Source organism: Streptomyces sp. NBC_01363 (assembly GCF_026340595.1).
GTDB lineage: Bacteria > Actinomycetota > Actinomycetes > Streptomycetales > Streptomycetaceae > Streptomyces.
Map to the genome: position 1 here is coordinate 1,385,586 of NZ_JAPEPF010000002.1, position 23,314 is coordinate 1,408,899.

Below are 23,314 nucleotides of genomic sequence, written 5' to 3' on the forward strand. Positions count from 1 at the left end.
TCCCCGACATGACCAGGTCGTCGGGGCCCCGGTGGGGCGTGATTGGCTGGAGCCATGATCGATGAATTCCTTACCGGGGACCTGACCGAGGTCGAGGCGGCGGTTCGCGCAGCGGCCGCCGCCGAGATCATGCCCCGCTTCCGGCAGCTCGCCGCGCACGAGATCGTCGAGAAGAGCGGCCCGCACGACCTCGTCACCACCGCCGACCGCCTTGCCGAGGAACACCTCACCGCGTCCCTGACCAGGCTCCTGCCCGGCTCCGTCGTCGTCGGCGAGGAGGCGGTCCACGCCGACCCGAAGGTGAACGACGCCCTGGGCGGCGACGCACCCGTGTGGATCGTCGACCCGGTCGACGGCACCCGCCAGTTCGTCCGCGGTGAACCGGGCTTCTGCACCCTGGTCGCCCTCGCCCACCGCGGCGAACTCCTGGCCTCATGGACGTACGCCGCGGCCCTGGACGAGATGGCGGTCGCGGTCCGAGGCCGCGGCGCCACCCTCGACGGCAAGCCGATACGCTCCGGCTCGCCCGCCCCCGGGGCCGTTCTGAGCGTGGCGATGTCGCACCCCGACTACACCACCGACGCCCAGAAGCGCGCCCTGCTCGGCCTGCGCACCGAGGGGATCGACGCCCGCCCCTGCGGTTCGGCGGGTCTCGAATACCTCGGCGTCGCCCGTGGTGACCTGGACGCGGTCGCGTTCAACTGGGAGTACGCCTGGGACCACGCGGCGGGTCTGCTGCTGGTCACCGAGGCGGGCGGCGCCCAGTCCACCCTCTCCGGCGAGCCGTTCCGTATCGCCGGGGGCAACACCCTGCCGTTCACGGCGGCCCGCGACGAGGCGACCGTCGAACGCGTCCTCGCGGCGCTGCGCGGCGGAGCCTGACCGGACGGGACCCCGGTCAGGCGAGGAGTTCGCGGGTCAGCGCCCCGAGCCGGGCGCGGGCCTGCGGGTCGTACGCCTGCTCATGGGCGGCCGTGTCCGTGAAGCGGTCGAAGTATCTGCCGGTGACATCGGACAGGGCCGGATCGGTGATCAGCCGGACGGTGGGCCGCACACCCTCCTCGACGGGGACGGCCGGCGTGAGCCCGTACCGGACACGGGAATCACCGTCGCCCAGTACGCGGCGCTGTTCGCCCTCGCCGACAACCCCGGCATCCCGGGTGCCGCGCTGGCACGGACGTGCCTGGTCACGCCGCAGGCGATGGCGGCCGTGCTGAAACACCTCGAAGAGCGCGGCCTGGTCACCAGGTCGGCGCACCCATGGCATCAGAAGACGCTGGAGACCCGGCTCACCGAGGCGGGCCGCGAAACGCTGAGGCTCGCCGACGAGCGGGCGGTACGGATCGAACGCCGGCTCGCCGACGAGTTCACCCCGGAGGAACGGGACGCCCTGCGAGATCTGCTCGCCCGCTGCGTCACGGCCATTCGGCGGGACTGAGCGGCGCCGAGCGCCCACCGCCGCCACGACCGGCCCACCTCAGCCGCCGCAGGCCGACCGTACGTCCCTCACGATCTCCGCGGCCCGCTCCACCGCCGCCGCGTCCAGGCCCCGCAGCGCCTCGCCGATCCGTTCGGTGTAGTGCGCGGGGGTGTCCGGCAGGGCCGCTGCCGCAGCCGACGCGCCCTTCTCGTTCAGACACCAGGTGCGGTGGTGGGCGTGGAGGGACTGGGCGAGGATGCCGAAGGCCCGTGACAGGCACAGCGAGACATGGAGCGTGTCACCGCTGGGAGCCGACTTGCGGGCGGCCGCCACCGAGAATTCCGCCTCCCACGCGGCTTCGACGAGCGCGGAGCGCAGCGGCTCCGGATAGTTCCGGGTCTCCTCCCGAAGCGCCGACAATTCCCCGTGGGGATCGGCGAGTACGCGCCCCAGCGCGACCTCGCCGGGGTACGCGGGGGACCAGAACCCGAGCGGATGACCGGGCTGCACGCCCACTTCGAAGCGTCCTTCGCGGCAGTCCGCCCAGACCGCCTCCACCCGGTCCAGATCGCGCAGGATCCAGTCCACCGGGACACCGTCCACCCGCAGCCACGCCCCGCCGTCGACCCACGGTCCCCACCCGCCGGGACCGGCGACCTCGGCGGGGGAACCCTGCACCTCGGAGGCCAGCGCGGTCAGCGCGGCCACGTCGGGGGTGCCGCGGTAGTACACGCCCAGATCCCAGTCGGAGTCCGGACGGTGGGCGCCGCGGGCCCGGCTGCCGCCCAGTGCGACGGCCCGGATGCCGGGCAGGGCGGTGAGCCGGGACGCCATGCCGGCGATATGGGCGGGCACGGTGGCTTCGCGGGCCGTCACGGGCGCGGCCTGGGAGTTCGGTGTATTCATCGCGTGGCGACCATACCCGCGACCGCGCTGTCGGTGCCTCGGAATATCCTGGGTGTCCTGGCCATCGGCTGACGAAGGAGTCCGAAGGTGCCGTCGATGCTCGATGCAGTCGTCGTGGGGGCGGGCCCCAACGGACTGACCGCCGCGGCCGAACTGGCCCGCCGCGGCTTCGCCGTGGAGGTCTTCGAAGCGGAGGAGACCGTCGGGGGCGGCGCCCGTACCGAGGAGCTCACCCTTCCCGGATTCAGGCACGACCCCTGTTCCGCCGTCCACCCACTGGGCATCGGCTCACCCGCGTTCGACGCGATGCCGCTCGCCCGGCACGGCCTGGAGTGGCTCCAGCCCGAGCTGGCGCTCGCCCACCCGTTCCCGGACGGCACGGCCGCCGTGCTCACCGGCTCGGTGGGGGAGAGCGCCATGTCGTTGGGGGCCCGGGACGCGGGGGCGTACCGCAGGCTCGTCGCCCCCTACCTCGGCCACTGGGACACCCTCGCCCAGGACTTCCTGCGCACCCCGTGGGACGGGCTGCCCCGTGACCCCTACCGCTGGGTGCGCTTCGGTCTCGACGCGCTCCAGCCCGCGTCGCTGCTCTCCCGCCGCTTCGACGGTGCGAAGGCGCGCGGTCTGTTCGCCGGGCTCGCCGCCCACGCCATAGCGCCCACCAGCGGTCCGGCGACCGGCGGGATCGCCCTGCTGTTCGCGCTGGCGGCCCACGAGAAGGGGTGGCCCGTGCCGCGCGGCGGATCGCAGGCCATCTCCGACGCCCTTGCCTCGTACATACGCGAACAGGGCGGCACGATCCGTACCGGTACGGAGGTCAAGCGTCTGGACGAGCTGCCGCCCGCCCGCGCCTATGTCTTCGACACCTCGCCCACCGCCCTCGCCCGCATCGCCGGGCTGGGCCACGCCTACCGCGGCTACCGGTACGGCGCGTCCTGCTTCAAGATCGATTACGCCCTGTCGGGCCCCGTCCCCTGGACCGCGGAGGCGGCCCGTCGGGCCGGCACGGTCCACGTCGGCCCCACGGCCGGCGAGATCGACTCCGCGCTGAGGGCCGCGGTGACGGGCCGCGACCCGAGCGTGCCGTTCCTGATCACCGCACAGCCCAGCCTGGTCGATCCGTCCCGCGCGCCCGAGGGCCGTCACGTCTTCTGGGTGTACGGACACGTCCCGTCGGGCTGGGAGGGCGACGCCACCGACGTCATCGAACGGCAACTGGAGCGCTTCGCCCCCGGGTTCCGCGACCTGGTCCTCGCCCGCGCGGTGGCGGGACCGCCCGAGCTCGCGAGACGCAATGCCAACTACGTCGGCGGCGACATCGCGTGCGGTGCGTTCTCCGGCCTGCAGACGGTGTTCCGGCCCAAGCTCGCACGCGTGCCGTACGCGACGGCGCACCCGGCGGTGTTCCTGTGCTCCTCGGCCACTCCGCCCGGCCCCGGGGTGCACGGCATGTCGGGCCACCACGCGGCGAAGGCGGTCTGGCGGCGCCTGCGGGCGGCCTGAGAGCCTGTCGGGCGACCTTCGATCAGAGGTCATCCGACAGGCTCCGAGGGCTTCACAGGGCATGATGTCAGCCATGCGTACACCCGAGGGCGTCACCGTCACCCTGGTCCGCGGTGACATCACCCGGCAGTCCGTCGATGTCATCGTCAACGCGGCGAACTCCTCCCTGCTCGGCGGCGGCGGGGTCGACGGCGCGATCCACCGGCGCGGCGGTCCGGAAATCCTCGCCGCCTGCCGGAAGTTGCGCGCGTCGCAGTACGGAAAGGGCCTGCGCACCGGCCAGGCGGTCGCCACGACGGCCGGGGAACTCGACGCCCGATGGGTGGTCCACACCGTCGGGCCGGTCTGGAGCAGCTCCGAGGACCGTTCCGCCCTCCTGGCCTCGTGCTACCGCGAATCGCTGCGTACGGCCGTGGAGTTGGGGGCGCGTACCGTCGCCTTCCCGGCCATCTCGACCGGGATCTACGGCTGGCCCATGGACGACGGGGCGAGGATCGCCGTCCGCACGGTGGTGGAGGAGGTCGCGCCGCCCGTGGAGGAGGTGCGGTTCGTGCTGTTCGACGCGCATGCGTACGCGGAGTTCGAAGAGGTACTGGCGGCGCGGGGCTGATCCGCGGACGCCGCGTGTGCCCGACGGACGGGGAGGGGTCCGGCGAACGCACGCGGCGTGCGGGTGCTACCTGTGCGCGTAGGGCAGCAGGGCCATCTCCCGGGCGTTCCGGATGGCCCGCGCGAGCCGGCGCTGCTGTTGGGCGTCGACCCGGGTCACGCGGCGGCTGCGGATCTTGCCGCGGTCGGAGATGAACTTCCGCAGCAACTCGGTGTCCTTGTAGTCGATGCGGGTGATTCCGTCCGCGTCCAGGGGGTTGGGACGGGGCTTCTGCGGACGGTGGGGATCGTCGCGTCGTGCCATGAGAATTCCTTGGGTTCAGGAGATCGGGTCGAGGAGCGGGTCGAAGGGGGCCGGGAGCTGTTTCCACGCCTCGGGGCCCGCGGCGTATTCGGCGTCGGTGAGCAGGCAGGATTCGAGGAGCCGGGCCAGCCCGTCCCGGTCGAGGCCGGGAGAGGTGAAGACGAGGTGCTGGCAGCGGTCGCCGTGCTCGGGGTGCCAGTCGAGGGCGGCCGCCGCCCTGCGGACGGGGGGCACCATGTCCCAGGCCGCGTCCGGCAGGGAGGCCAGCCACGGTCCCGCGCTCTCCACACAGAGCGCACCACCGGCGGCGTCCCAGGCCAGCAGGGTGTCGGGGCGGTCGGCGAGCCAGAAGCGGCCACGGCTGCGTGCCGCCGCACAGCAGAGGTCCTCCAGCGCCCGGTGGAGGCGCTCGGGGTGGAAGGGGCGGTGGCGATGCCAGACGAGTGTGGCGACCCCGGCCTCCTCCGCCTCCTGCGGCAGCAGCGCGCATGCGGGGTGCTGGGCGGCCGCCGCCGCTCCCACGTCGAAGCCGGCGAAGGCGAGCCGCCCCAGTTCGGGTGAACCGGCCGACACCTGACGGGCCGTCGGGTGCAGCTGTGCGAGCAGTGCGTGGTCCTCGTCGTCGGCCGTCTCGCTGTCGACGAGAGCGAGCACGGGCGCGTACTCCAGCTGTCGCGCCCAGGTGTCGCCGACGGTCCGCCGGTCCGTGGCGGCCGCCGCGAGCCCCACCTCGGCCAGATCGTCGCCGTTCCCGAGGCAGGGCAGTACGAGAGCGGGGTCGACGGCGGTCATCACGTTGGTGAGTTCGAGGACTTCGCCGCCGTGCGCGACGACGACCTCGGCCATCGCCCTGGGTTCCACGGAGTCCCACAGCTCGACGATCGCGAGCCGGGCCGTCCCGATGCCCGCCAGTCGTTCCAGCTCCGGGACCAGGTCCTCGCGCAACGCGCAGCAGGCGCAGTCGTTGACGAGCGGAGCCTCCCCGAGCGACAGGTCGCCCGAGGCGTCCCGTACGAGGCGTCGCACGGTGCCCTCGGCGGCGGTGGCCAGATCGTGGTGGACCGCGACGCTGCCGGGGACGGTGCGCAGCAGCCGGTCCACCACCTCCCTGCGGGCGTCGGAGTGGAGCCCGCCGACGATCACGACGGGCAACCGGCCGCTGTCCCGCATCAGTTCGCCCCGCTTCGGCCGTAGCGGCGCTCGAACCGCTCGACGCGGCCCGCGGTGTCCAGGACACGGGCGGTGCCCGTGTGGAACGGATGGCTCGCGGAGGAGATCTCGACATCGACGACGGGGTACGTGTTCCCGTCCTCCCATTCGATCGTCTTCGCGGCGGTCGCGGTGGAGCGGGTGAGGAAGGCGGAGCCGGCGGCCTTGTCGCGGAAGACGACGGGGCCGTACTCGGGGTGGATTCCGGGCTTCATGAAGGTGTCCTTCCAATCGGGGGCGGGGGTCGGGGTCGGGGGCTGGGTCAGCGCTCTTCGCGGAAATCGACGTGCTTGCGGGCGACCGGGTCGTACTTGCGCAGGACCATGCGCTCGGGGTCGTTCCGGCGGTTCTTGCGGGTGACGTAGGTGTAGCCGGTCCCGGCGGTGGAGCGGAGCTTGATGACCGGGCGTAGTTCGTTGCGAGGCATGCCGCTACTATATGGCAATGATTTCCATTTCCAACAAGTGGTTTCCCGTGGAAGGCAGGTAGCTCCATGTCCGCCCACTGCCAACTGACCGGCGCCCGGCCGGGCTTCGGCAAGAACATCTCCCACTCGCACCGGCGCACCTCGCGCCGCTTCGACCCCAACATCCAGCGCAAGAGGTACTGGCTGCCGAGTGAAGGCCGTTACGTCCGGCTGACGCTCGGCGCCAGGGCGATCAGGACCGTCGACAACATCGGGATCGAGGCGGCCGTCGCCCGTATCCGCGCCAGGGGAGTGAAGGTCTGATGGCCAAGAAGGGCAAGATCGTGCAGAACGAGAGGCGCAGGGCGACCGTCGAGCGATACGCCGCCCGTCGCGCCGAATTGAAGGAGGTCATCCGCCGGCCGTCAGCCACGGATGCCGAACGGTGGGCCGCCGCGGACGAGCTCCGGCGCCAGCCGCGCGATGCCAGTGCGACCCGGGTGCGCAACCGGGACAGTGTGGACGGGAGGCCCCGCGGCTACCTGCGGAAGTTCGGCCTCTCCCGCGTCCGCGCACGCGAGCAGGCCCATGCCGGATTCCTGCCGGGGGTCACCAAATCCTCCTGGTGAGGGCCGGGTCGGCGCCCACCTCCGCCCGGTGGGCGACATGGCTGTGCGCCGGGGCGGGCGGTGCCGCGACCGCGGCCACCGCCCGCCCCGGCGCGCTGCGGCCCGCGGGGCGGGTTCCGGCTCGATCCGGGACATGGCCGAGCAGCGTGGCCCCGCCCCGCGGCGTGGTAGGCCGAAGAAGTCCTGGCAGCTCAAGGTTGATGTCGGATTCTCGCCAGCCCCCGGGTGCCGGGTGACGGATCCTTGAGCCATGTACACCGACACCGAGCGCTGCGTACGGGCCGTCCAGTCCAAGGACGCCCGCTTCGACGGCTGGTTCTTCACGGCGGTCCTGACCACCCGGATCTACTGCCGCCCCAGCTGCCCGGTAGTGCCGCCCAAGGTCGTGAACATGACCTTCTATCCCAGCGCAGCGGCCTGTCAGCAGGCCGGATTCCGGGCCTGCAAACGGTGCAGACCCGACACCAGCCCCGGCTCCCCGGAGTGGAACGCCCGAGCCGACTCCGTCGCCCGCGCGATGCGGCTCATCCGGGACGGTGTGGTCGACCGCGAGGGCGTCCCCGGACTCGCGGCCCGGCTCGGCTACTCCGCCCGGCAGATCGAGCGCCAGCTGCTCGCCGAGCTCGGCGCCGGCCCGCTCGCCCTGGCCCGCGCGCAGCGTGCCCAGACCGCGAGGCTGCTGATCGAGACGACCGGCCTTCCCATGGCGGAAGTCGCGTTCGCCGCCGGGTTCTCCTCGGTCCGTACGTTCAACGACACCGTCCGCGAGGTCTTCGCGCTCGCCCCGGGCGAGCTGCGCAGCCGCGCCGCCCGGTCCGCGGAACCGCAGGCCACTCCGGGAGTGATAGCGCTGCGGCTGCCGTACCGTGCCCCGCTCAACCCCAGCAACCTCTTCGGCCACCTCGCCGCGACCGCCGTCCCCGGCGTCGAGGAGTGGCGAGACGGCTCCTACCGTCGCACGCTCTCCCTGCGGTACGGACACGGCATCGTCGCTCTCGCTCCGCGCCCCGACCACATCGCCTGCCGCCTCTCCCTCACCGATCCGCGCGATCTCACCCTCGCGATCAGCCGCTGCCGCTGGCTGCTCGACCTGGACGCCGACCCGGTGGCCGTCGACGAGCAGCTGTCCGCCGATCCGCTCCTCGCCCCTCTGGTGCGCAAGGCGCCGGGCCGACGCGTCCCGCGCACCGTCGACGGCGCGGAGTTCGCCGTACGGGCGGTGCTCGGCCAGCAGGTCTCGACCGCCGCCGCCCGTACCCACGCGGCCCGTCTGGTCACCGCGTACGGCCTGCCCGTAGACGACCCGGAGGGCGGACTCAGCCACCTCTTCCCGGACCCCGAGGCGCTCGCCGGACTCGACCCCGAACAGCTCGCCCTGCCACGCAGCCGCCGCACCACCCTCACCACCCTCGTCGGCGCGCTCGCCGACGGATCGCTGCGGCTCGGCACCGACACCGACTGGGAGCGGGCGCGGGCCGAACTGACCGCCCTCCCCGGCTTCGGCCCCTGGACCGTCGAGGTGATCGCGATGCGGGCGCTCGGCGACCCGGACGCCTTCCTCCCCACCGACCTCGGCATCCGGCGCGCGGCCGAGGAACTCGGCCTCCCCTCGACACCCGCGGCGCTCACCGCCCGCGCGGCCGCCTGGCGCCCCTGGCGGGCCTACGCGGTCCAGTACCTGTGGACCGTGGACGACCACCCCATCAACCACCTGCCCACCTGAGGAATCCGGGAAGTCCAGCCATGACAACGACGCATCCGCGAACGGCGACCAGACAGCACACGGTCATCGACAGCCCGTACGGTCCGCTCACCCTCGTCGCCACCGACGGGGTCCTCGCGGGCCTCTACATGACCGGCCAGCGGCACCGCCCGCCGGAGGAGACCTTCGGGGAACCCGACCCCCGGCCCTTCACGGAGGCCGCCCGCCAGCTCGACGCCTACTTCGCCGGGGAACTGCGCACCTTCGATCTGCCGCTGTGCCTGGACGGCACCCCGTTCCAGCGCAGCGTCTGGGCGCAGCTCCAGCTGATTCCGTACGGCGAGACCCGCTCGTACGGCGAACTGGCCGAGAAGCTCGGCAAACCGGGCGCCTCACGTGCCGTGGGACTCGCCAACGGCAAGAATCCGGTGGGCATCGTCGTCCCCTGCCACCGTGTCATCGGCGCCTCGGGCAGCCTCACCGGCTACGGCGGCGGACTCGACCGCAAGCAGCGGCTGCTGGCCTTCGAGAACGGTACGGCGGACGACACCCCGGCGCTCTTCTGACGGCACCCCGGCGCGCTTCCGGCGCCGCCCGTGCCCGTGGACGCGAGAGCGGGCCCGGACATCCAGGTCCGGGCCCGCTCTCGCGTCGGGGAGTGTCGTACGGGCGCGCCGTCAGCCGGTGAAGATCTCCACCAGGGTCCAGATCGCCAGCCCCAGCATGCAGAGCCCGCCGATCCGCTGGACCGTCTTCAGCGGCACGCGCTTCGCGATGAAACGCCCGGCGAGCAGTGCCAGCGCCGAGACGGACATCAGAGCGGCCGCGGACCCGATCGCCGTGGACCAAGTGCCGTTGCTCGCGGCCAGATTGGCCGTGGTGATCTGGGTGAGGTCGCCCCACTCGCTGATGAAGACGGCCATGAACGCGGTCGAGTAGACCGGCCAGAAACCGGTCACCGTCTTCGTGCCGCCGTCCTCGTCCTCGTCGCCGCCGCCGGCGCGCAGCAGCATGAAGGCCCCGAACGCGAAGAGGGAGGCCGAGACGAGCTTGACGATCCAGTCGGGCAGCAGCCCGATCAGGCTGCCGGCCCCCACCGCGATGGCGACGTGCACGATGAACGCGGACGATGTGCCGAACCAGACGTACAGCGGTCGCATGCGGGTGCCCATGGCGAGCGACGCGAACATCGTCTTGTCGGGGAGTTCCGCGAGGAAGATCAGCCCGAAGGCGGTGAGAATCGCCAGGGGGTCGAGGTGCATTCCGGGTGGCTTTCTGTAGGAGCCGGGCCCCGGGCCTTCGCGAAGTGCCACTGGGGCTTCCGGAGGACCACTCGGCCCGGCATGACGTCAGCGCCCACGGGGTGCGGGCGTGTCATACCTGACCGAAGGTCTCGCCCGCCCGCGGTGATCCACGAGCCCGGCCACCGGGAACCCGGAGGTTCCAGTGTGTCGACGACCGGTTTGCGGGGCTACTCCCCTTCGCAGCCACCAACTGTACCCCACCCGCTCACGGGGGCGAGCAGATGTTCGACCCGGTGGTGGGGATGGGTACAGTCCCATGGTGATCATCCGAGCCCGCACCGGAAGCGTCCCCGCATGAGCCGCCGCACCCGAAGGGCGGTCCCCGCCCAGGGCGCGCCCCGGCCCACCGTCAGTGTCTGCCGCGGTTGCTGCTGCGGGACGCCCAAGGTCCTGGACGTGGACCACGCCGGCCAGCTCGCCGAGCTGCGGCGCTCGCTCGGCGAGCTGGCCACGGTCCGCGCCGTGGAGTGCCTGGACGCCTGCGAACAGGCCAATGTCGTCGTCGTGCAGCCGTCGGCCGAGGGCCGTCGCGCCGGCGGCCGCCCGGTCTGGCTCGGGCTGGTCAACGACCCGGACGCCGTGACGGACATCGTCGCCTGGGTCGAGGCGGGCGGTCCGGGGCTGGTGGACCCGCCGGAGATCCTCGACCTGTACACGTTCCGTGCCTCGCGCCGCATACAGCAGGAACTCGACCACTAGGGTCTGTCCGGCGGATCATGGCCGGGGGCGCGGCGTCTGGTGCGGCACCTCGCGGCGTTGCCGGAACGCCCGGATAGCTCCGCTATCAGGACGTTCCGGCGCCTTGCGATGCACCGCACCAGACGCCGCGCCCTGCCCGACCCTGATCCGCCGGACAGACCCTAGGCCCTGTCGTCAAACTGCCGTCTGCCGCGGATCACGGCCGGGCCGCTACCGCGCCTCGGGCTTCACCATCAGGAAGAATGCCTGCGGGGTCCTCTCCCACTGGACCGCCTCGCGGACCAGCCGGGCCTGCACGCGGAACCCGGCCTTCACGAGCATGTCGGCCACCGCGTCGGGCACGAACCGGTAGACGTCGAGCGTCACCGCATGACCGTACGCCTGCTCCAGGTGGACGCACCCGTCGCCGACCTTGAAAGCCATGAGCAGATGGCCGCCCGGCGCCAGGACGCGATGGAACTCGGCGAAGAACACGGGCAGTTGCTCCGGCGGGGTGTGGACCAGGGAGTACCAGGCGAGCGCGCCGGCCAGGCTGTCGTCCGCCAGGTCCAGGGCGGTCATCGACCCCTCGGCGAAGTCGAGGCCCGGGTACGTCTCGCGGGCCACCGCGATCATGCCCGGCGAGAGGTCGATGCCGAAGGCGGTCAGCCCGAGGTCGCGCAGAATCGCCGTCACCCGACCGGGACCGCAGCCCAGATCGCCCACCCGCCCGCCGCCGCCCGCCGTCACGAGTTGCGCGAAGGCGGTCAGCATGGCGTTGTCGTACGGCTTGTCCGCCATCTCGTCGGCCAGCAGCACGGCGTAGTCGGCGGCGACGGTGTCGTACGAGGCGCGCGTGGTGTCGAGGGGGGAAGGTTCTGTCATGCGGGGGACCGTACAGCTGCCCGCCGACACTTCCCGGCCGGGTCGGCGCACACGCGGCAGGGCCGAGCGTCTCTCGGCCGCACCGGGCCCTCAGCCCCCGGTGGCCGTACCGGAACCGTCGACCGGTCCCGTGCCGTCGGCCAGCCGCTTCAGCAGTGCGGGCAGTGCCGTGCCGATGGGCTCGCGGATGGTGGCCTCGGCCAGTTCGTCGTACGGCGTCGGTTCCGCGTTCACCACGATGAGCCGTGCCCCGTTGTCCACCGCGATCCCGGCCAGCGAGGCGGCGGGCTGCACCTGCAGCGTCGTACCGACCGCGATGAACACCTCACAGGCCTTCGCGATCGACACCGCCTCGCCCAGCACCACAGGATCGAGCCGCTCACCGAACATGATCGTGGCCGATTTCAGGATGCCGCCGCAGACCGTGCACGAGGGGTCGTCCTCTCCCGCCTCCACCCGGGCCAGCGCCTCGGCCATCGGGGAGCGGGCGTGACAGCGGGTGCAGACCACCTCACGCGCGGTCCCGTGCAGTTCCAGGACCTTGCGGGCGGGGACCCCGGCGAGCTGATGCAGACCGTCGACGTTCTGCGTGATCACCCGCACCGGGGCGCCGGACCGCTCCAGCTCCGCCACCGCGCGATGGGCCGCGTTGGGCTCCGCGGCCCAGGTCGCACTGGTGCGACGCATCTGCCAGGAGCGGCGGCGGATCTCCGGATCGGCCATGTAGAAGTCGTACGTGACGAGCTTCTCGGCCTCCGGATCCTTGCGCCAGAGCCCGTTGGGTCCGCGGTAGTCGGGGATGCCGGAGTCCGTGGAGATGCCGGCGCCGCTGAGGATCGCGACGAGAGTCATGCCGCGAGCGTACGCAGCGCCGGACACTCCGGGCGAGGCCATTTCGACCTCAGGAAGCCATCGGACCCGTGGTGCGCGAGGTGCGTGTGGTGGACGTGGTGGACGTCAAGCCGCAGGGCCGGCCGGGGTGAACGGCGACGGGGTCAGGCCCGTCCAGGTGTTCAGCACGGCACTCGCGGTCTGCTTGGTGACGCCGCCGTCCTGGACGGTGCCACTCCTCGCGACGTAGAACCGCCCGTCGTCGAGCGAGACCAGCCCGTACTGCCCGTACTGTCCCGGCGCCGGCCACCCGTACGTGCCGGTCGTGGTGTCGTGCGCGCCCTCGCGCAGCAGCGGGAGCAGCAGCCCGCGCTCCGGGCGCTGCTGCCCTCGTACCAGGCCGCGCACCGGCTTGCGCGCACCGTCCAGCGCGAAGACCGAGTAGTTGGGGAAGCCGGGCTTGGTGCCCTTGTAGACGGCCATCAGCCAGTTGCCGCTGTGCCCGTCGTACTCCAGGTTCTGCACGCCGTAATTGGTGTTCCCGGTGTACGCGAAGAACTTGCCGTCGACATGGGCGGGTCCGCTGGTGTGCGGGGCCGACTCGGTCAGCGGGCGCTCGTACTTCTTCCACCGGGTCACGTCGTACTGGAGCAGCACCTGGTGGTCGTTGTCCGCGCGGCCGGCGTTGGCGTACACGCCGTACGCGACCGTCAGCTTCTTCCCGGCGCGCTTGCCGTGGCGGTCGCCGAACGCCGGACCGAACGCGACGCCGTCGATGCCGCTGCAGCCGTAGCGGTGGTCGGGCGTGTTGCCCGTGTCGCCGTCGAAGACGCCGTCGCCGTTCATGTCGGCGGTGAAGTCCTTCACGACCTCCTTGAGGTAGACGGTCGAGACGACACCCGTGGACTGGGCGTCCATATCCATCCGGGTGATGCGGTCGACGTCGAGGATCGCGATGTAGAAGGACTTCGCTTCCTTGTACTCCAGCGAGCCGTAGACCCGGCCGTCCTTCTCGTTGAAGTCCAGATCGCCGAGGTGGCCGGTGAATCCGGTGACCGAGCCGACCGGGTTGCCCTTGAGGTCGGTCTTGACCAGCAGGTTGGTCATCGAGAAGTACATGAAGCCCTTGCGGCGGTCGATGGCCATGCCCTGGACATGGCCGGACTGCCAGGCGCCGCCGTCGACCGACAGCGGCAGCTTGCCGTGTGCGGCCGGGGCCGGGGTCGATGCCGGTTCCGCGAGCGCCGTCGACGCCGTGGCGACAACTGCCGTACAGGCGAACGCTGCGACGATCGTGGCCAGCAGCCCGCTGAGGTGTCCCGTGTGCGTACGCATGATCCCTCCGCTGTCGTGGAGTCCGGATGATGCCGGTCGGGCGTGCACTGCGGACCAATGGCACATGAACGCGCGAGTCCGGCAGCCGTCGACCGGACTACCAGTTGACGACCGGTCAGCACAACGGGACACAAAGGGAATACGGGCTTTATGCGGCGATGGGAGGACCTGGGCAACAGCTCCGCGTGTCAGTCGCCCACCGGGCGGCCGTCCTCCAGCTCCACCGCGCCACCACCGGATTCGAGCACGTCCAGCGCCGCCTTCACGCGCAGCGCGAGAGCCCCGAGCAGATAGTTGTCGATCTCCTCGCGCTCGACCAGTTTCCAGGACAGGAGCTCCTCCTCCTGGAGCCGGATGGCCTGAAACCGGGCCTCGTCCAGCACTCCGCCGTCGTACAGATAGGCGGCGATCGGCGGCCGCTGCGGGCCGCGTGCCCAGTCGATGGCGAGCAGCCGTCCCGGTTGAAGATCGAGACCGATCTCTTCGGCCGTCTCGCGCCGCGCGGCCTGCCGCGGACTCTCGCCGTCGTCGGACTCGACCGTTCCGCCGGGCAGGGCCCAGCCGTCCCGGTAGTTCGGCTCGACGATCAGTACCCGCCCCCGGTCGTCCCGGAACACGGTGGCCGCGGCGGCCAGCACCCGGGGAAGCCCCGCGATGTAGGAGGTGTAGTCAGTGGTGGTCACGCGGGCAGCGTAGTAGCAGGGGCACAAGCGGAGCGACGACGGCTCTGGGCAGCGGGTATCCGCTGCGGATAAGGTCGGGGACGGCGCGACTGCCTGTTCGAAAGCAAGGGATGCAAGGTGGCGGACGGAGCAGTGATGGAGACGGCACGCGTGCTCGTCGCGGCGGACAAGTTCAAGGGCTCGCTCACGGCCGTACAGGTCGCGGAGCGAGTGACGGCCGGGCTGCGGCGGGTCGTCCCCGAGGTGCGGGTCGAGACCCTGCCCGTGGCGGACGGCGGCGACGGCACGGTGGCGGCGGCGGTGGCCGCGGGATTCGAGCGCCGCGAGGCGCGGGTGACCGGGCCGCTCGGGGAACCGGTTACCGCGGCGTACGCGCTGCGCGGCACCACGGCGGTGGTGGAGATGGCCGAGGCCTCGGGCCTCCAGCACCTGCCCGCAGGGGTGTTCGCCCCGCTCACGGCCACGACCTACGGCTCCGGCGAGTTGCTCGCCGCCGCGCTCGACGCGGGTGCCCGGACGATCGTGTTCGGCGTCGGCGGCAGCGCGACCACGGACGGCGGCGCGGGCATGCTGGCCGCGCTCGGCGCCCGCTTCCTGGACGCGGACGGCAAGCCCGTCGGCCCCGGTGGCGGCGGCCTCGCCGAGCTGGCGGAGGCGGACCTGTCCGGACTCGATCCGCGACTGGCCGAGGTGGACCTGATCCTCGCCAGCGACGTGGACAACCCGCTGACCGGCCCGAAGGGCGCCCCCGAGGTCTACGGCAGGCAGAAAGGCGCGACCGAACAGGACGTCGCGACCCTCGACGCGGCGCTCACCCACTACGCGTCCCTGCTCGGCCCGGAACACGCCGCGCTGCCCGGAGCGGGAGCGGCGGGCGGCATCGGCTACGGGGCGCTGGTCGCCCTCGGGGCCCGGTTCCGCCCCGGCATCGAGATCATGCTCGACGTCCTCGGCTTCGCCCCGGCGCTGGCGCGCGCCACCCTGGTGATCACCGGGGAGGGCTCGCTCGACGAGCAGACCCTGCACGGCAAGGCCCCGGCCGGAGTGGCGGCGGCGGCCCGCGCCGCGGGGATCGAGGTCGTGGCTGTCTGCGGCCGGCTGGCCCTGTCGCCGGAGGCCCTGACCGCGGCGGGCATCAGCCGCGCGTACGCCCTCGCGGACCTGGAACCGGACCCCGCGGTCTCCATGGCCCAGGCGGGACCGCTGCTGGAACGGGCATCCGAGGCGCTCGCCCGCGACTTCCTGCTGTAGCCCGCCGTGCCGGGCTACATGGCGATCAAGCCCGTCCGGCGATTGAGGACACAACGAGGGATCGGGGGTCCGCCCCCGGTCCGGGAAGGGGTGGGCAGGGGACGGCTCCGCGCAGCGGAACCCACCCCTGCCCGCCCCCGGTCACTCCGGTCATCCCGGCCACCCCATGGAGGGCGCCGTGTCCTGACCGTCACCCGCGTCCCGACCGTCACCCGCGGCACCCGGGTCCCGACCGCCACCCGGGCCGCCCGTGCCCGACTCCGCGGTGGCCCCGTCGCCCAGCAGATCGGCCAGGCACCGGAGTTCGGAAGGCAGGTCCCGGCGCCAGGCCATCGTCACGAACGGCGCGAGAATGATCATGCCGCCGTCCAGATGGGGCTTGACCGAAACGGTGACGGTCGTGCCCTGCCGGCTCGGACTCAGCCGGAACTCCAGCTCCGGCGAGTGGCGGCCCAGTGGCGTCCACATGCCCGCACCGCGGAAGGCCAGGTACTCGACGGGTGTGCTCGCGGTGCACCGGAGGCGGTGCGCCCGTCGTCTGCCCGGAAACTTGCAGGTGTACTCGTCACCCAGCTCGGTGGCGATCGGGCCCTCGATCACCCGGTCTATGCTCGAGGACCACTCGGCCAGGTTCCGCGGATCCCGGAGGAACGAGAATATCTCGTCGGCGGGGCGGGACACATGGACATTCGCAGACACATGGGGCATGGCTCCACCTCTTACGGCGCCCGTCCGCCCGAGTTTCGGCGTCCGGTTGCCCTCGTCGCGGTGCCGTCGCCCCTCAGCCTGCTTCGGACGGCAGGTTCTCGCACCCGTCGCAGGGCCGATGGAGTGACTCATAGGTCCTGTCGTGTCACCTTCTCGGAGAGTTGCACACAGAGCCGCTTGATTTCGCGGTAGGTGCTGTTCCGCTCGGTGACGACCGCCGCCAGCAGCAGGGAGGTGAGCGCGATGGATCCGTTGAAGGCCTGGAGAGTGATCATGTTGGTGAGCAGGCCGTGGTGGGCGAAGGGGCCGGTCATCCGACCGGCGGCGAGGATCGCGAGCGTGGACACGCCCAGCGCGCAGCACGCGGCACCGGCGCGCTCGAAGCGGAAGGCGGCCCAGATCAGGAACGGGAACACGAGAAAGAGCAGCGAAGCACCGGCGGCGTCGGTCACCAGCACGGTGACGGCCGCGGTGCACACCCCCAGCGCGGCGGCCTCCGCCCACCTGGCCGGGCCGACGTCGTGCGGCCGGCGGGCTCTGCGCAGGACGAGCAGGAACGGTGTCACGACCATGACGCCCATGGCGTCGCCCGTCCACCAGACCGACCAGGTAGGCCAGAAGTCGGGGGCCCGGATCGCGCCCGCGAGGGCCAGGATGCCGGTGCCCACGGTCGCGCTGATCAACATGCCTGACAGCGCGCCCAGGAAGACGAGCGCCAGCGCGTCCCGCAGCCGGTCGAGCTCGTTGCGGAATTCCGCACGCCGCAGGAGCAGGTAGGAACAGATCGGGGCGACCGTGTTCCCGGCGGCGATGACCAGCACGGGCAGAATGGAAGGCCCGATGGTGATGTTGGCCGCGAGGGCGCCGAGAGCGATTCCGGGCCAGATGCGCACACCGAACACGAGCAGCGCCGCGACCGCGATCCCGGTCGGCGGCCACAGCGGGGTGACCTGACCGCGTACCAGTTGCTGGAGCAGACCCAGGCGGGCCGTCGCGTAGTAACAGACGGCCACCGCGAGGACCGTCAGGAGCTTGGCCGTCTGCTGCCGGAGCCGTGCGCTGTCCACCACAGCAGCATCAGACACCACGCCACTGCGTGCCGCCGGGGCGGGCGCGCCGACATCGCGCCGATGAGGGCGGCGAACGGGGTACGTTCCGGCCCCCGCGCCGATGGTGCCCGCACCCGCGTCACCGCTACCCGCACCCGCGCCCGCTTCACCGGCATCCGCGCCGCCCGCCACACCGCACGGACCGCGTCCCGCCCCGTCCCCTCAGGCCGCTCCCGGCACACCGTCGAAGCGGACGACGAGCACGGCGGCGTCGTCCTCGTGGCCGGTCAGGTCCGCCACCTCGATGACCCGCGCGGCCAATTCGCCGGGATCGGCTCCGTGCGCCGCGCCGACCACCTCCGACACCGCGGCGAGCCCCTCGTCGATCGGGTACGACGGCCCTTCCACGACCCCGTCGGTCACCAGGACCAGGTACCCGGGCTGCTCCAGCCGACGACGGGTCACGGGGTACCGCTGGTCGCGCAGGATGCCCAGGGGCACCCCGCCGGCGTCGAGGAAGATGCCGGAGCCGCCGTCATCGGTGCCCCAGACGATCGGTACGTGTCCGGCCCGTGCCACGGACAGCTCGCCGCTCTCCGGTGCGACGCTCAGCAGGCAGCAGGTCGTGAACAGGTCGCCGCCCAGCGAGATCAGCAGATCGTTGGCGCAGGCCAGCACCTTGCCGGGGTCGACCGTGATGCTGGCGAGCGCCCTGAGGCTGGCGCGGGCCTCACCCATGAAGGCGGCGGCCTCCACCCCGTGCCCCTGCACATCGCCGATGGCGATCCCCGCCGCCCCGTCCCGCATCGTGAACGCGTCGTAGAAGTCGCCGCCGACGGCCAGGCCGTCCTGCGAGGGTGCGTACCGGGCCCCGATCCGGAGGCCAGGGAAGTCGGGCAGCCCGGTGGGGAGCATGTGCCGCTGCAGGGCCAGACCGAGCTCGGCTCGGGCACGCTGGAGCCTGATGTTCTCCAGGGCCTGATCGACAAGGCGCCCGAGGGTGAGAAGAAGCTCCTGGGCGTTGTCCGGTTCCCTGCGGTGTCGGTGCATGGCGTCCCTGGGCGGTCCGATGCGCCCCTCCTGAAACCTTAGCCTCCCGCCGCCGTCCGCAGGGGGGCCGTGGCAGGAGTACGGAGGGCCGTGGCAGGCGGTCGGCCGCCGGGGCCGCCGGTGTGCTCGTCCTGGTGGGCTTCGGCCGGTACGAGAACCGGATCGAGCATCCCCTCCTGCCGATGCGGCTGTTCCGTATCCGGGCGCTGGCCGTCGGCACCGTCATCACCGCACTCAACTTCTTCGTGATGCTCTACCTCCAGAACCGGGGCGGGCGTCCCCGCGGGTGTCGCGGCCGGCTGGAGCAGGCCGGGGATGCGGTGACCATGGGCATCGCCCCCGTCTCACCCGACATGCCCGCCGGGCTCCGGGCGGCGGTCGCGGAGGGGAGCGGCCAGGCATTCATGAACGGGGTGCACACCGCCGTGCTCGTCACCGGCGTCCTCTGCCTGCTGGGAGCCGTCCTCGCGGTGGCCGGACTCCGTGGCACCTCCCGGGGAGCACAGCACCGAGAGGTGTGGTCGGTGCCCGCGAGGGCGGGCGCCGACCACGCGGGGCGGCTACTGGATGAACCGGGGGAGCCACCTGGCCCGGTACCCGGGGTGGCCGGCGTGTTCCGCGGCCAGCTGCCGTACGGCGAATCCCAGCCCCACGGCCCGGCCGGACCGGAAGTCGGACTCGGGCCGGTCGGTGTCCAGGTCGGCTACCTCCGCGTACTCGTCGAGGAGCACCCTGTTCGTCTCGACGCGGCGCAGCGTGCGCGCGGGGTCCTGGAAGGCGATGTGCTGGTCGAAACCGAGATTCCGCACGCTGAACGCGATGCCCCCGGACCGGTCGTGGACTTCACCGGGGACATCGGCCGGACACCGCCAGCTGTCGCCGCCCGCCGCCTGCGCGATGCGTTCCTCCTCGGCGAGGCGTGCCCGAACGAAGTCGATCATGTCGGAGTTGTCTGTCATCGGGGTTCCGAGTCCTTCATCATCATGGCCTGCTTCCCGGGGACCGCGCCCACCGCGGAACGGACGCCCCGCTCGAACTCCCAGGGGGCCCCAACATACTGTGCCCATGCTTCCGATCACCTCGGGCTGAGCCGACACCGGACACACGCCCGTCCAACGCCGTTACCCGATCGGCGAGTTGGCCAGGGACGGTGGACCCTGGTCCGGGCACGGCGGTCTGTGGCACGATCCCTTTCGAGAGGGACCGGCGCACGGTTGTTCGGCACGCGTACGCCGGCCGGGAGCCGGCCGTGGACGCAATCCAGGTCACGTCCACAGAGGGCGCTGTCTCATGGACCGGGCTGAGGAGCACCCAGTGTCGTGGACCGTACCGGAGCAGATCAAGCTCACCATGGTGCATCAGATGGAGATCAGACAGGAGCCCGGCCTCACGCGCAGCAACACGCGGGAGACCACGTGCGTGGTACGACGCCCCGACCACGGCGAGCTGCGGGCCGCCCTGAAGTGCGGGCGGTGCGGCCGGGAGGGCGTGTTCGTCATCCAGGACCTGGAGACGACCAAGCGCCTCCGCCGTGGCCCGGTGGCGCGCTCCCTGGTCGCGGCCGTTGTCCTGCTGGGCGTGGTCGCGGCCCTGTGGATCATCGGCTTCGCCGACGGCAACATCCTGTTCCAGGTCCTGGCGATACCCGCCTCGCTGTTGTTCCTGCCGATAGGGATCTATCTGGCGTGCAGCCCCAGCGGGAACATCGGTGTCCGGCCGCCCGAATCGGTCCACTTCAGCACGGACACCGTGCGGGAGGGGCTCAGCTACGTCACGCGGAACAGCCGCCGGGGCGAGGGACTCGCCTGCAGCGGGTACGCGAAACCCGCCAACTGAGACAGAGCCCCGTGCACTGGGACGGAGCCCCGTGCGGCGGGACCTCGCGGGGCGGCTGCCCGAGCTCCCACCGCATGCGGAAGGCCCCGGGTGCTGGGGAGCACCCGGGGCCTTCCGCATCTGTCTTGCGTGCCGCTACGGCAGCTGTGCCGTCCGTGCCTCACGCCGGTTGTCGCGGAAGGTGTTCACCCGCCGAGCGGTCGCGAAGAGCGGGATGACCGCGCCGAGGACCACCTGGAGCGCACAGCCGGTCTGGAGGAGCAGCTGACCGCCGGGGGCGTCGAACGCCCACGCGGCGAGGAGCCCCATCGCGGCCACGATCCAGCTGAGCATCGCCACCGCGAGGACGCCCCGCGGCTTCGGGTACTCGACCCGGCTGACCATCAGCCACGCCACCCCGACGATCGCGAGCAGCGTCGGCACGAAGGGCAGCTCCAGGAGCACGATCGAGACGACCGTGAGCGCTCCGAAGGGGCTCGGCATGCCCTGGAACATGCCGTCCTTCATGGTCACGCACGAGAATCTCGCAAGCCTGAGCACCACCGCCAGCAGCACCACGATCGCCGCCAGCGCCGACACCCTCTGGTGCGCGTCGTCCGCGACCATGCCGTACACCAGGACGAAGTACGCCGGGGCGAGCCCGAAGCTGATCAGGTCCGAGAGGTTGTCCAGCTCGGCACCCATCGGCGAGGAGCGCAGCTTGCGCGCCACGAGCCCGTCGAAGAGATCGAAGACCGCCGCCAGGAGCATCAGGATCACGGCGGTGGCCGCGGAGTGCCGGGCCATGCCGCTCTCGTCGCTGCCCGTGAGGTGCGGGATGAGGATTCCGGTGGTGGTGAAGTACACCGCCATGAAACCGCACGTGGCGTTACCGAGAGTGAGGGTGTCCGCTATCGACAGCCGCAGAGAGAGCGGCATGTCCTCGCCGGCGTCCTCCTCGGACTCCGACTCGGGCACCCAGCCGGCCTGTGTATCAGGATCAATCACGGTCAATTCGAGTCACCCCCGCGGTGGTGGCCTGGCCGACCTCGACCGCGACATCGACACCTTCCGGAAGGTAGATGTCGACCCGCGAGCCGAAGCGGATCAGACCGATGCGCTCGCCCTGTTCCACCTTCGTGCCCTGCGGGATGTACGGGACGATGCGCCGGGCGACCGCACCCGCGATCTGCACCATCTCGATGTCGCCGAGCTCGGTGTCGAAGTGCCAGACAACGCGCTCGTTGTTCTCGCTCTCCTTGTTGAACGCCGGAACGAACCCGCCGGGGATGTGCTCGACCGACGTCACCGTGCCGGCCAGGGGCGCACGGTTGACGTGGACATTCAGCGGGCTCATGAAGATCGCGACGCGGGTGCGCCCGTCCTTCCACGGCATGATGCTCTGCACCACGCCGTCGGCCGGCGAAATGACCCGGCCCTGGGTGATCTCGCGCTCGGGGTCGCGGAAGAACCACAGCATGCCCGCCGCGAGCGCGGTGGTAGGCACGGCGACCGCGGCCCAGCGTCCGGACTTGCGGGCCCGGGTGAGGCTGAGCGCCGCGGTGGCGACGGTCGGGAGGAGCCACGGCGAAGCTCCGCGCGCAAGGCGGACCCCGCCGCGTGGTGCAGAGGTTTGGCTGTCGGGCATGGATGACCTTCGTAGCGGATGATGCCGCGCTGGCAACGGGGGACGGCGGCTTTTCCGGCGATGTTATCGGTTGCGAGCAACAACTGGGCAAGCCAGCAGCCGAGTCGGACGGCTGGAAGGCACCGGCCGAGGATGACAGGGTGTGATCTTCTTCGCGGCTAAATCGCCGCGAAAGGGACAATCACCCCTGGAACCGGTACTCCTCGAGGAGTCGGCGCCCGATGATCATTTTCTGGATCTCGGCGGTACCTTCGCCGATGAGCAGCATCGGGGCCTCCCGGTAGAGGCGCTCGATCTCGTACTCCTTGGAGAAGCCGTAACCGCCGTGGATGCGGAAGGCGTCCTCGACGACTTCCTTGCAGTACTCGGAGGCGAGGTACTTCGCCATCCCTGCCTCCAGGTCGTTTCGTTCCCCGGAGTCCTTTTTGCGCGCTGCATTTACCATCATCGCATGGGCGGCTTCGACCTTGGTGGCCATTTCGGCCAGCTTGAACTGGATCGCCTGGTGCTGGGCGATCGGCTTTCCGAAGGTCTGGCGCTGCTGGGCGTAGGAAACGCCCAACTCGAATGCACGCTGTGCGACGCCACAGCCACGCGCGGCCACATTCACCCGGCCGACCTCGACTCCGTCCATCATTTGGTAAAACCCTCGACCGGTGGTGCCCCCCAGCACCCGATTGGCCGGAATTCGTAGCCCATCCATGATGAGTTCGGTCGTGTCGACGCCCTTGTAACCCATTTTGTCGATCTTGCCGGGAATGGTGAGACCGGGCCGGACCTCACCGAAACCGGGTTCCTTCTCCACCAGGAATGTGGTCATCGACTTGTGCGGGGCGGTCCCCTCGGGGTGGCCTTCGTCACTCCGGCACAGAACGGCGACGAGCGAGGACGTGCCACCGTTCGTCAGCCACATCTTCTGGCCGTCGAGGACGTACTCCTCGCCGTCCCTGACACCCTTGGAGGTGATTGCCGAGACGTCCGAGCCCAGCGCCGGCTCGGACATCGAGAACGCGCCCCGGACCTCGCCCAGCGCCATGCGCGGCAGGAACGTGTCCTTCTGCTCCTGGGTGCCGTGCTGCTTCAGCATGTACGCCACGATGAAGTGAGTGTTGATGATTCCCGACACGCTCATCCAGCCGCGGGCGATTTCCTCCACGCACAGCGCGTATGTGAGAAGCGACTCACCCAGACCCCCGTACTCCTCGGGGATCGTCAGCCCGAACAGGCCGAGCTCCTTGAGCCCCTCGACGATCTCGGTGGGGTACTCGTCACGGTGCTCCAACCCGGTCGCGACCGGAATGATCTCCTTGTCGACGAAATCCCGGACCGTGGAGAGGATTTCCTGCTGGACGTCGTTGAGGCCGGCGGTCTGGGCGAGTCGCGTCATGG

General features: G+C 71.3%; 29 protein-coding genes and 2 pseudogenes. 13 read left to right on the top strand and 18 right to left on the bottom strand.

Going from position 1 to position 23,314, the window contains the following annotated elements:
- Window positions 1-54: 54 nt before the first annotated feature.
- Window positions 55-882, top strand: coding sequence for an inositol monophosphatase family protein (locus tag OG611_RS34060; protein WP_266429109.1), 828 nt, complete (start codon window positions 55-57; stop codon window positions 880-882).
- A 16-nt stretch (window positions 883-898) separates the two neighbouring features.
- Here the strand turns inward: OG611_RS34060 and OG611_RS34065 are convergent.
- A pseudogene (locus OG611_RS34065) lies at window positions 899-1,090 on the bottom strand (3-oxoacyl-ACP reductase); the annotation flags it as partial.
- 12 nt (window positions 1,091-1,102) lie between these two features.
- On the opposite strand from OG611_RS34065, the gene OG611_RS34070 reads away from it, so the two are divergent.
- A complete protein-coding gene (locus OG611_RS34070; protein ID WP_266431378.1) occupies window positions 1,103-1,438 on the top strand; it encodes a MarR family winged helix-turn-helix transcriptional regulator in 336 nt (111 codons plus the stop codon).
- Between the two features lie 39 nt (window positions 1,439-1,477).
- Here OG611_RS34070 and OG611_RS34075 read toward each other — a convergent pair whose 3' ends face one another.
- Window positions 1,478-2,254, bottom strand: a complete 777-nt coding sequence (locus tag OG611_RS34075; protein ID WP_266431379.1) for a nucleotidyltransferase domain-containing protein — start codon at window positions 2,252-2,254, stop codon at window positions 1,478-1,480.
- A 159-nt stretch (window positions 2,255-2,413) separates the two neighbouring features.
- On the opposite strand from OG611_RS34075, the gene OG611_RS34080 reads away from it, so the two are divergent.
- Both OG611_RS34080 and OG611_RS34085 read left to right on the top strand, forming a co-directional pair.
- Window positions 2,414-3,829 carry an NAD(P)/FAD-dependent oxidoreductase gene (locus OG611_RS34080; RefSeq protein WP_266429111.1) on the top strand — a complete coding sequence of 472 codons (1,416 nt, stop codon included), beginning with the start codon at window positions 2,414-2,416 and terminating at the stop codon, window positions 3,827-3,829.
- A 73-nt stretch (window positions 3,830-3,902) separates the two neighbouring features.
- Window positions 3,903-4,439: an O-acetyl-ADP-ribose deacetylase gene (locus OG611_RS34085; protein ID WP_266429113.1), complete on the top strand. Its 537-nt coding sequence runs from the start codon at window positions 3,903-3,905 to the stop codon at window positions 4,437-4,439.
- 66 nt (window positions 4,440-4,505) lie between these two features.
- On the opposite strand, the gene rpsR is transcribed toward OG611_RS34085, so the two are convergent.
- Genes rpsR through rpmG form a run of 4 tightly spaced genes read right to left on the bottom strand, consistent with a single transcriptional unit; the run spans window position 4,506 to window position 6,378 of the window.
- A complete protein-coding gene (rpsR, locus tag OG611_RS34090) occupies window positions 4,506-4,742 on the bottom strand; it encodes a 30S ribosomal protein S18 (protein WP_266429115.1) in 237 nt (78 codons plus the stop codon).
- A gap of 15 nt (window positions 4,743-4,757) precedes the next feature.
- Entirely contained in the window at window positions 4,758-5,912 is a 1,155-nt protein-coding gene (locus OG611_RS34095; RefSeq protein ID WP_266429116.1) for a GTP-binding protein, read from the bottom strand.
- Window positions 5,912-6,166, bottom strand: a complete 255-nt coding sequence (locus OG611_RS34100; protein WP_266429119.1) for a type B 50S ribosomal protein L31 — start codon at window positions 6,164-6,166, stop codon at window positions 5,912-5,914. Before OG611_RS34100 ends, OG611_RS34095 begins: the two co-directional genes overlap by 1 nt.
- 47 nt (window positions 6,167-6,213) lie before the next feature.
- Entirely contained in the window at window positions 6,214-6,378 is a 165-nt protein-coding gene (rpmG, locus tag OG611_RS34105) for a 50S ribosomal protein L33 (protein ID WP_266429121.1), read from the bottom strand.
- 66 nt (window positions 6,379-6,444) lie between these two features.
- On the opposite strand from rpmG, the gene rpmB reads away from it, so the two are divergent.
- The 4 genes from rpmB to OG611_RS34125 all read left to right on the top strand — a co-directional run bounded on the left by rpmB (window position 6,445) and on the right by OG611_RS34125 (window position 9,254).
- On the top strand, window positions 6,445-6,681 hold the full coding sequence (gene rpmB / locus OG611_RS34110; protein WP_266429123.1) for a 50S ribosomal protein L28: 237 nt from the start codon (window positions 6,445-6,447) through the stop codon (window positions 6,679-6,681).
- Entirely contained in the window at window positions 6,681-6,986 is a 306-nt protein-coding gene (rpsN, locus tag OG611_RS34115) for a 30S ribosomal protein S14 (RefSeq protein WP_266429125.1), read from the top strand. Before rpmB ends, rpsN begins: the two co-directional genes overlap by 1 nt.
- Window positions 6,987-7,236: 250 nt before the next feature.
- Entirely contained in the window at window positions 7,237-8,709 is a 1,473-nt protein-coding gene (locus OG611_RS34120; RefSeq protein ID WP_266429127.1) for a DNA-3-methyladenine glycosylase 2 family protein, read from the top strand.
- A gap of 20 nt (window positions 8,710-8,729) precedes the next feature.
- Window positions 8,730-9,254, top strand: coding sequence for a methylated-DNA--[protein]-cysteine S-methyltransferase (locus tag OG611_RS34125; protein WP_266429129.1), 525 nt, complete (start codon window positions 8,730-8,732; stop codon window positions 9,252-9,254).
- A 111-nt stretch (window positions 9,255-9,365) separates the two neighbouring features.
- Here the strand turns inward: OG611_RS34125 and OG611_RS34130 are convergent, their stop codons facing one another.
- Entirely contained in the window at window positions 9,366-9,950 is a 585-nt protein-coding gene (locus OG611_RS34130) for a TMEM165/GDT1 family protein (protein ID WP_266429130.1), read from the bottom strand.
- Between the two features lie 336 nt (window positions 9,951-10,286).
- Here OG611_RS34130 and OG611_RS34135 point away from each other — a divergent pair, with 336 nt between their 5' ends.
- Complete coding sequence (locus OG611_RS34135; protein ID WP_266429132.1) at window positions 10,287-10,691, top strand: (2Fe-2S) ferredoxin domain-containing protein; 405 nt, start codon at window positions 10,287-10,289, stop codon at window positions 10,689-10,691.
- 210 nt (window positions 10,692-10,901) lie between these two features.
- Here OG611_RS34135 and OG611_RS34140 read toward each other — a convergent pair whose 3' ends face one another.
- The 4 genes from OG611_RS34140 to OG611_RS34155 form a co-directional block, all read right to left on the bottom strand.
- Window positions 10,902-11,555 carry a class I SAM-dependent methyltransferase gene (locus tag OG611_RS34140; RefSeq protein ID WP_266429134.1) on the bottom strand — a complete coding sequence of 218 codons (654 nt, stop codon included), beginning with the start codon at window positions 11,553-11,555 and terminating at the stop codon, window positions 10,902-10,904.
- A gap of 90 nt (window positions 11,556-11,645) precedes the next feature.
- Window positions 11,646-12,407, bottom strand: a complete 762-nt coding sequence (locus tag OG611_RS34145; RefSeq protein ID WP_266429136.1) for a Sir2 family NAD-dependent protein deacetylase — start codon at window positions 12,405-12,407, stop codon at window positions 11,646-11,648.
- Between the two features lie 105 nt (window positions 12,408-12,512).
- A complete protein-coding gene (locus tag OG611_RS34150; RefSeq protein ID WP_266429138.1) occupies window positions 12,513-13,721 on the bottom strand; it encodes a hypothetical protein in 1,209 nt (402 codons plus the stop codon).
- Window positions 13,722-13,909: 188 nt separating this feature from the next.
- Window positions 13,910-14,404, bottom strand: coding sequence for an NUDIX hydrolase (locus tag OG611_RS34155; RefSeq protein WP_266429139.1), 495 nt, complete (start codon window positions 14,402-14,404; stop codon window positions 13,910-13,912).
- 135 nt (window positions 14,405-14,539) lie between these two features.
- Here OG611_RS34155 and OG611_RS34160 point away from each other — a divergent pair, with 135 nt between their 5' ends.
- The gene (locus OG611_RS34160; protein ID WP_266429140.1) at window positions 14,540-15,655 is read left to right on the top strand and encodes a glycerate kinase; all 1,116 of its coding nucleotides are present in this window, start codon (window positions 14,540-14,542) and stop codon (window positions 15,653-15,655) included.
- 150 nt (window positions 15,656-15,805) lie between these two features.
- Here OG611_RS34160 and OG611_RS34165 read toward each other — a convergent pair whose 3' ends face one another.
- The 3 genes from OG611_RS34165 to OG611_RS34175 all read right to left on the bottom strand — a co-directional run bounded on the left by OG611_RS34165 (window position 15,806) and on the right by OG611_RS34175 (window position 18,462).
- Window positions 15,806-16,363, bottom strand: coding sequence for an SRPBCC family protein (locus tag OG611_RS34165; RefSeq protein ID WP_266429142.1), 558 nt, complete (start codon window positions 16,361-16,363; stop codon window positions 15,806-15,808).
- 128 nt (window positions 16,364-16,491) lie between these two features.
- Window positions 16,492-17,430: an MASE1 domain-containing protein gene (locus OG611_RS34170; RefSeq protein ID WP_266429144.1), complete on the bottom strand. Its 939-nt coding sequence runs from the start codon at window positions 17,428-17,430 to the stop codon at window positions 16,492-16,494.
- 204 nt (window positions 17,431-17,634) lie between these two features.
- Complete coding sequence (locus OG611_RS34175; protein WP_266429146.1) at window positions 17,635-18,462, bottom strand: PP2C family protein-serine/threonine phosphatase; 828 nt, start codon at window positions 18,460-18,462, stop codon at window positions 17,635-17,637.
- A 116-nt stretch (window positions 18,463-18,578) separates the two neighbouring features.
- Between OG611_RS34175 and OG611_RS34180 the strand changes: the two are divergent.
- Window positions 18,579-18,947: pseudogene (locus tag OG611_RS34180) on the top strand (hypothetical protein); the annotation flags it as partial.
- Window positions 18,948-19,022: 75 nt separating this feature from the next.
- Here OG611_RS34180 and OG611_RS34185 read toward each other — a convergent pair.
- The gene (locus OG611_RS34185; protein ID WP_266429148.1) at window positions 19,023-19,421 is read right to left on the bottom strand and encodes a DUF6221 family protein; all 399 of its coding nucleotides are present in this window, start codon (window positions 19,419-19,421) and stop codon (window positions 19,023-19,025) included.
- Window positions 19,422-19,776: 355 nt separating this feature from the next.
- On the opposite strand from OG611_RS34185, the gene OG611_RS34190 reads away from it, so the two are divergent.
- Entirely contained in the window at window positions 19,777-20,298 is a 522-nt protein-coding gene (locus OG611_RS34190) for a hypothetical protein (protein ID WP_266429150.1), read from the top strand.
- A gap of 135 nt (window positions 20,299-20,433) precedes the next feature.
- Here OG611_RS34190 and pssA read toward each other — a convergent pair whose 3' ends face one another.
- Together pssA and OG611_RS34200 are read right to left on the bottom strand one after the other, a co-directional pair.
- The gene (gene pssA, locus OG611_RS34195; protein WP_202553726.1) at window positions 20,434-21,291 is read right to left on the bottom strand and encodes a CDP-diacylglycerol--serine O-phosphatidyltransferase; all 858 of its coding nucleotides are present in this window, start codon (window positions 21,289-21,291) and stop codon (window positions 20,434-20,436) included.
- On the bottom strand, window positions 21,278-21,925 hold the full coding sequence (locus OG611_RS34200; protein ID WP_266429156.1) for a phosphatidylserine decarboxylase: 648 nt from the start codon (window positions 21,923-21,925) through the stop codon (window positions 21,278-21,280). Before OG611_RS34200 ends, pssA begins: the two co-directional genes overlap by 14 nt.
- 2 nt (window positions 21,926-21,927) lie before the next feature.
- Here OG611_RS34200 and OG611_RS34205 point away from each other — a divergent pair, with 2 nt between their 5' ends.
- Window positions 21,928-22,071 carry a hypothetical protein gene (locus tag OG611_RS34205; protein WP_266429158.1) on the top strand — a complete coding sequence of 48 codons (144 nt, stop codon included), beginning with the start codon at window positions 21,928-21,930 and terminating at the stop codon, window positions 22,069-22,071.
- 35 nt (window positions 22,072-22,106) lie between these two features.
- On the opposite strand, the gene OG611_RS34210 is transcribed toward OG611_RS34205, so the two are convergent.
- Window positions 22,107-23,312, bottom strand: a complete 1,206-nt coding sequence (locus tag OG611_RS34210) for an acyl-CoA dehydrogenase family protein (RefSeq protein ID WP_266429160.1) — start codon at window positions 23,310-23,312, stop codon at window positions 22,107-22,109.
- Window positions 23,313-23,314 lie beyond the last annotated feature (2 nt).

Coding starts and splice junctions, on each gene's coding strand:
- rpsR (WP_266429115.1), bottom strand. CDS start 4,742: ATGGCACGACGCGACGATCCCCACCGTCCGCAGAAGCCCCGTCCCAAC.
- rpmG (WP_266429121.1), bottom strand. CDS start 6,378: ATGCCTCGCAACGAACTACGCCCGGTCATCAAGCTCCGCTCCACCGCC.
- OG611_RS34100 (WP_266429119.1), bottom strand. CDS start 6,166: ATGAAGCCCGGAATCCACCCCGAGTACGGCCCCGTCGTCTTCCGCGAC.
- OG611_RS34160 (WP_266429140.1), top strand. CDS start 14,540: ATGGAGACGGCACGCGTGCTCGTCGCGGCGGACAAGTTCAAGGGCTCG.
- OG611_RS34145 (WP_266429136.1), bottom strand. CDS start 12,407: ATGACTCTCGTCGCGATCCTCAGCGGCGCCGGCATCTCCACGGACTCC.
- OG611_RS34075 (WP_266431379.1), bottom strand. CDS start 2,254: ATGGCGTCCCGGCTCACCGCCCTGCCCGGCATCCGGGCCGTCGCACTG.
- OG611_RS34185 (WP_266429148.1), bottom strand. CDS start 19,421: ATGACAGACAACTCCGACATGATCGACTTCGTTCGGGCACGCCTCGCC.
- OG611_RS34210 (WP_266429160.1), bottom strand. CDS start 23,312: ATGACGCGACTCGCCCAGACCGCCGGCCTCAACGACGTCCAGCAGGAA.
- OG611_RS34175 (WP_266429146.1), bottom strand. CDS start 18,462: ATGCACCGACACCGCAGGGAACCGGACAACGCCCAGGAGCTTCTTCTC.
- OG611_RS34140 (WP_266429134.1), bottom strand. CDS start 11,555: ATGACAGAACCTTCCCCCCTCGACACCACGCGCGCCTCGTACGACACC.
- OG611_RS34120 (WP_266429127.1), top strand. CDS start 7,237: ATGTACACCGACACCGAGCGCTGCGTACGGGCCGTCCAGTCCAAGGAC.
- OG611_RS34130 (WP_266429130.1), bottom strand. CDS start 9,950: ATGCACCTCGACCCCCTGGCGATTCTCACCGCCTTCGGGCTGATCTTC.
- rpsN (WP_266429125.1), top strand. CDS start 6,681: ATGGCCAAGAAGGGCAAGATCGTGCAGAACGAGAGGCGCAGGGCGACC.
- OG611_RS34165 (WP_266429142.1), bottom strand. CDS start 16,363: ATGCCCCATGTGTCTGCGAATGTCCATGTGTCCCGCCCCGCCGACGAG.
- OG611_RS34150 (WP_266429138.1), bottom strand. CDS start 13,721: ATGCGTACGCACACGGGACACCTCAGCGGGCTGCTGGCCACGATCGTC.
- OG611_RS34205 (WP_266429158.1), top strand. CDS start 21,928: ATGACCTTCGTAGCGGATGATGCCGCGCTGGCAACGGGGGACGGCGGC.
- OG611_RS34095 (WP_266429116.1), bottom strand. CDS start 5,912: ATGCGGGACAGCGGCCGGTTGCCCGTCGTGATCGTCGGCGGGCTCCAC.
- rpmB (WP_266429123.1), top strand. CDS start 6,445: ATGTCCGCCCACTGCCAACTGACCGGCGCCCGGCCGGGCTTCGGCAAG.
- OG611_RS34060 (WP_266429109.1), top strand. CDS start 55: ATGATCGATGAATTCCTTACCGGGGACCTGACCGAGGTCGAGGCGGCG.
- OG611_RS34135 (WP_266429132.1), top strand. CDS start 10,287: ATGAGCCGCCGCACCCGAAGGGCGGTCCCCGCCCAGGGCGCGCCCCGG.
- OG611_RS34200 (WP_266429156.1), bottom strand. CDS start 21,925: ATGCCCGACAGCCAAACCTCTGCACCACGCGGCGGGGTCCGCCTTGCG.
- OG611_RS34085 (WP_266429113.1), top strand. CDS start 3,903: ATGCGTACACCCGAGGGCGTCACCGTCACCCTGGTCCGCGGTGACATC.
- OG611_RS34125 (WP_266429129.1), top strand. CDS start 8,730: ATGACAACGACGCATCCGCGAACGGCGACCAGACAGCACACGGTCATC.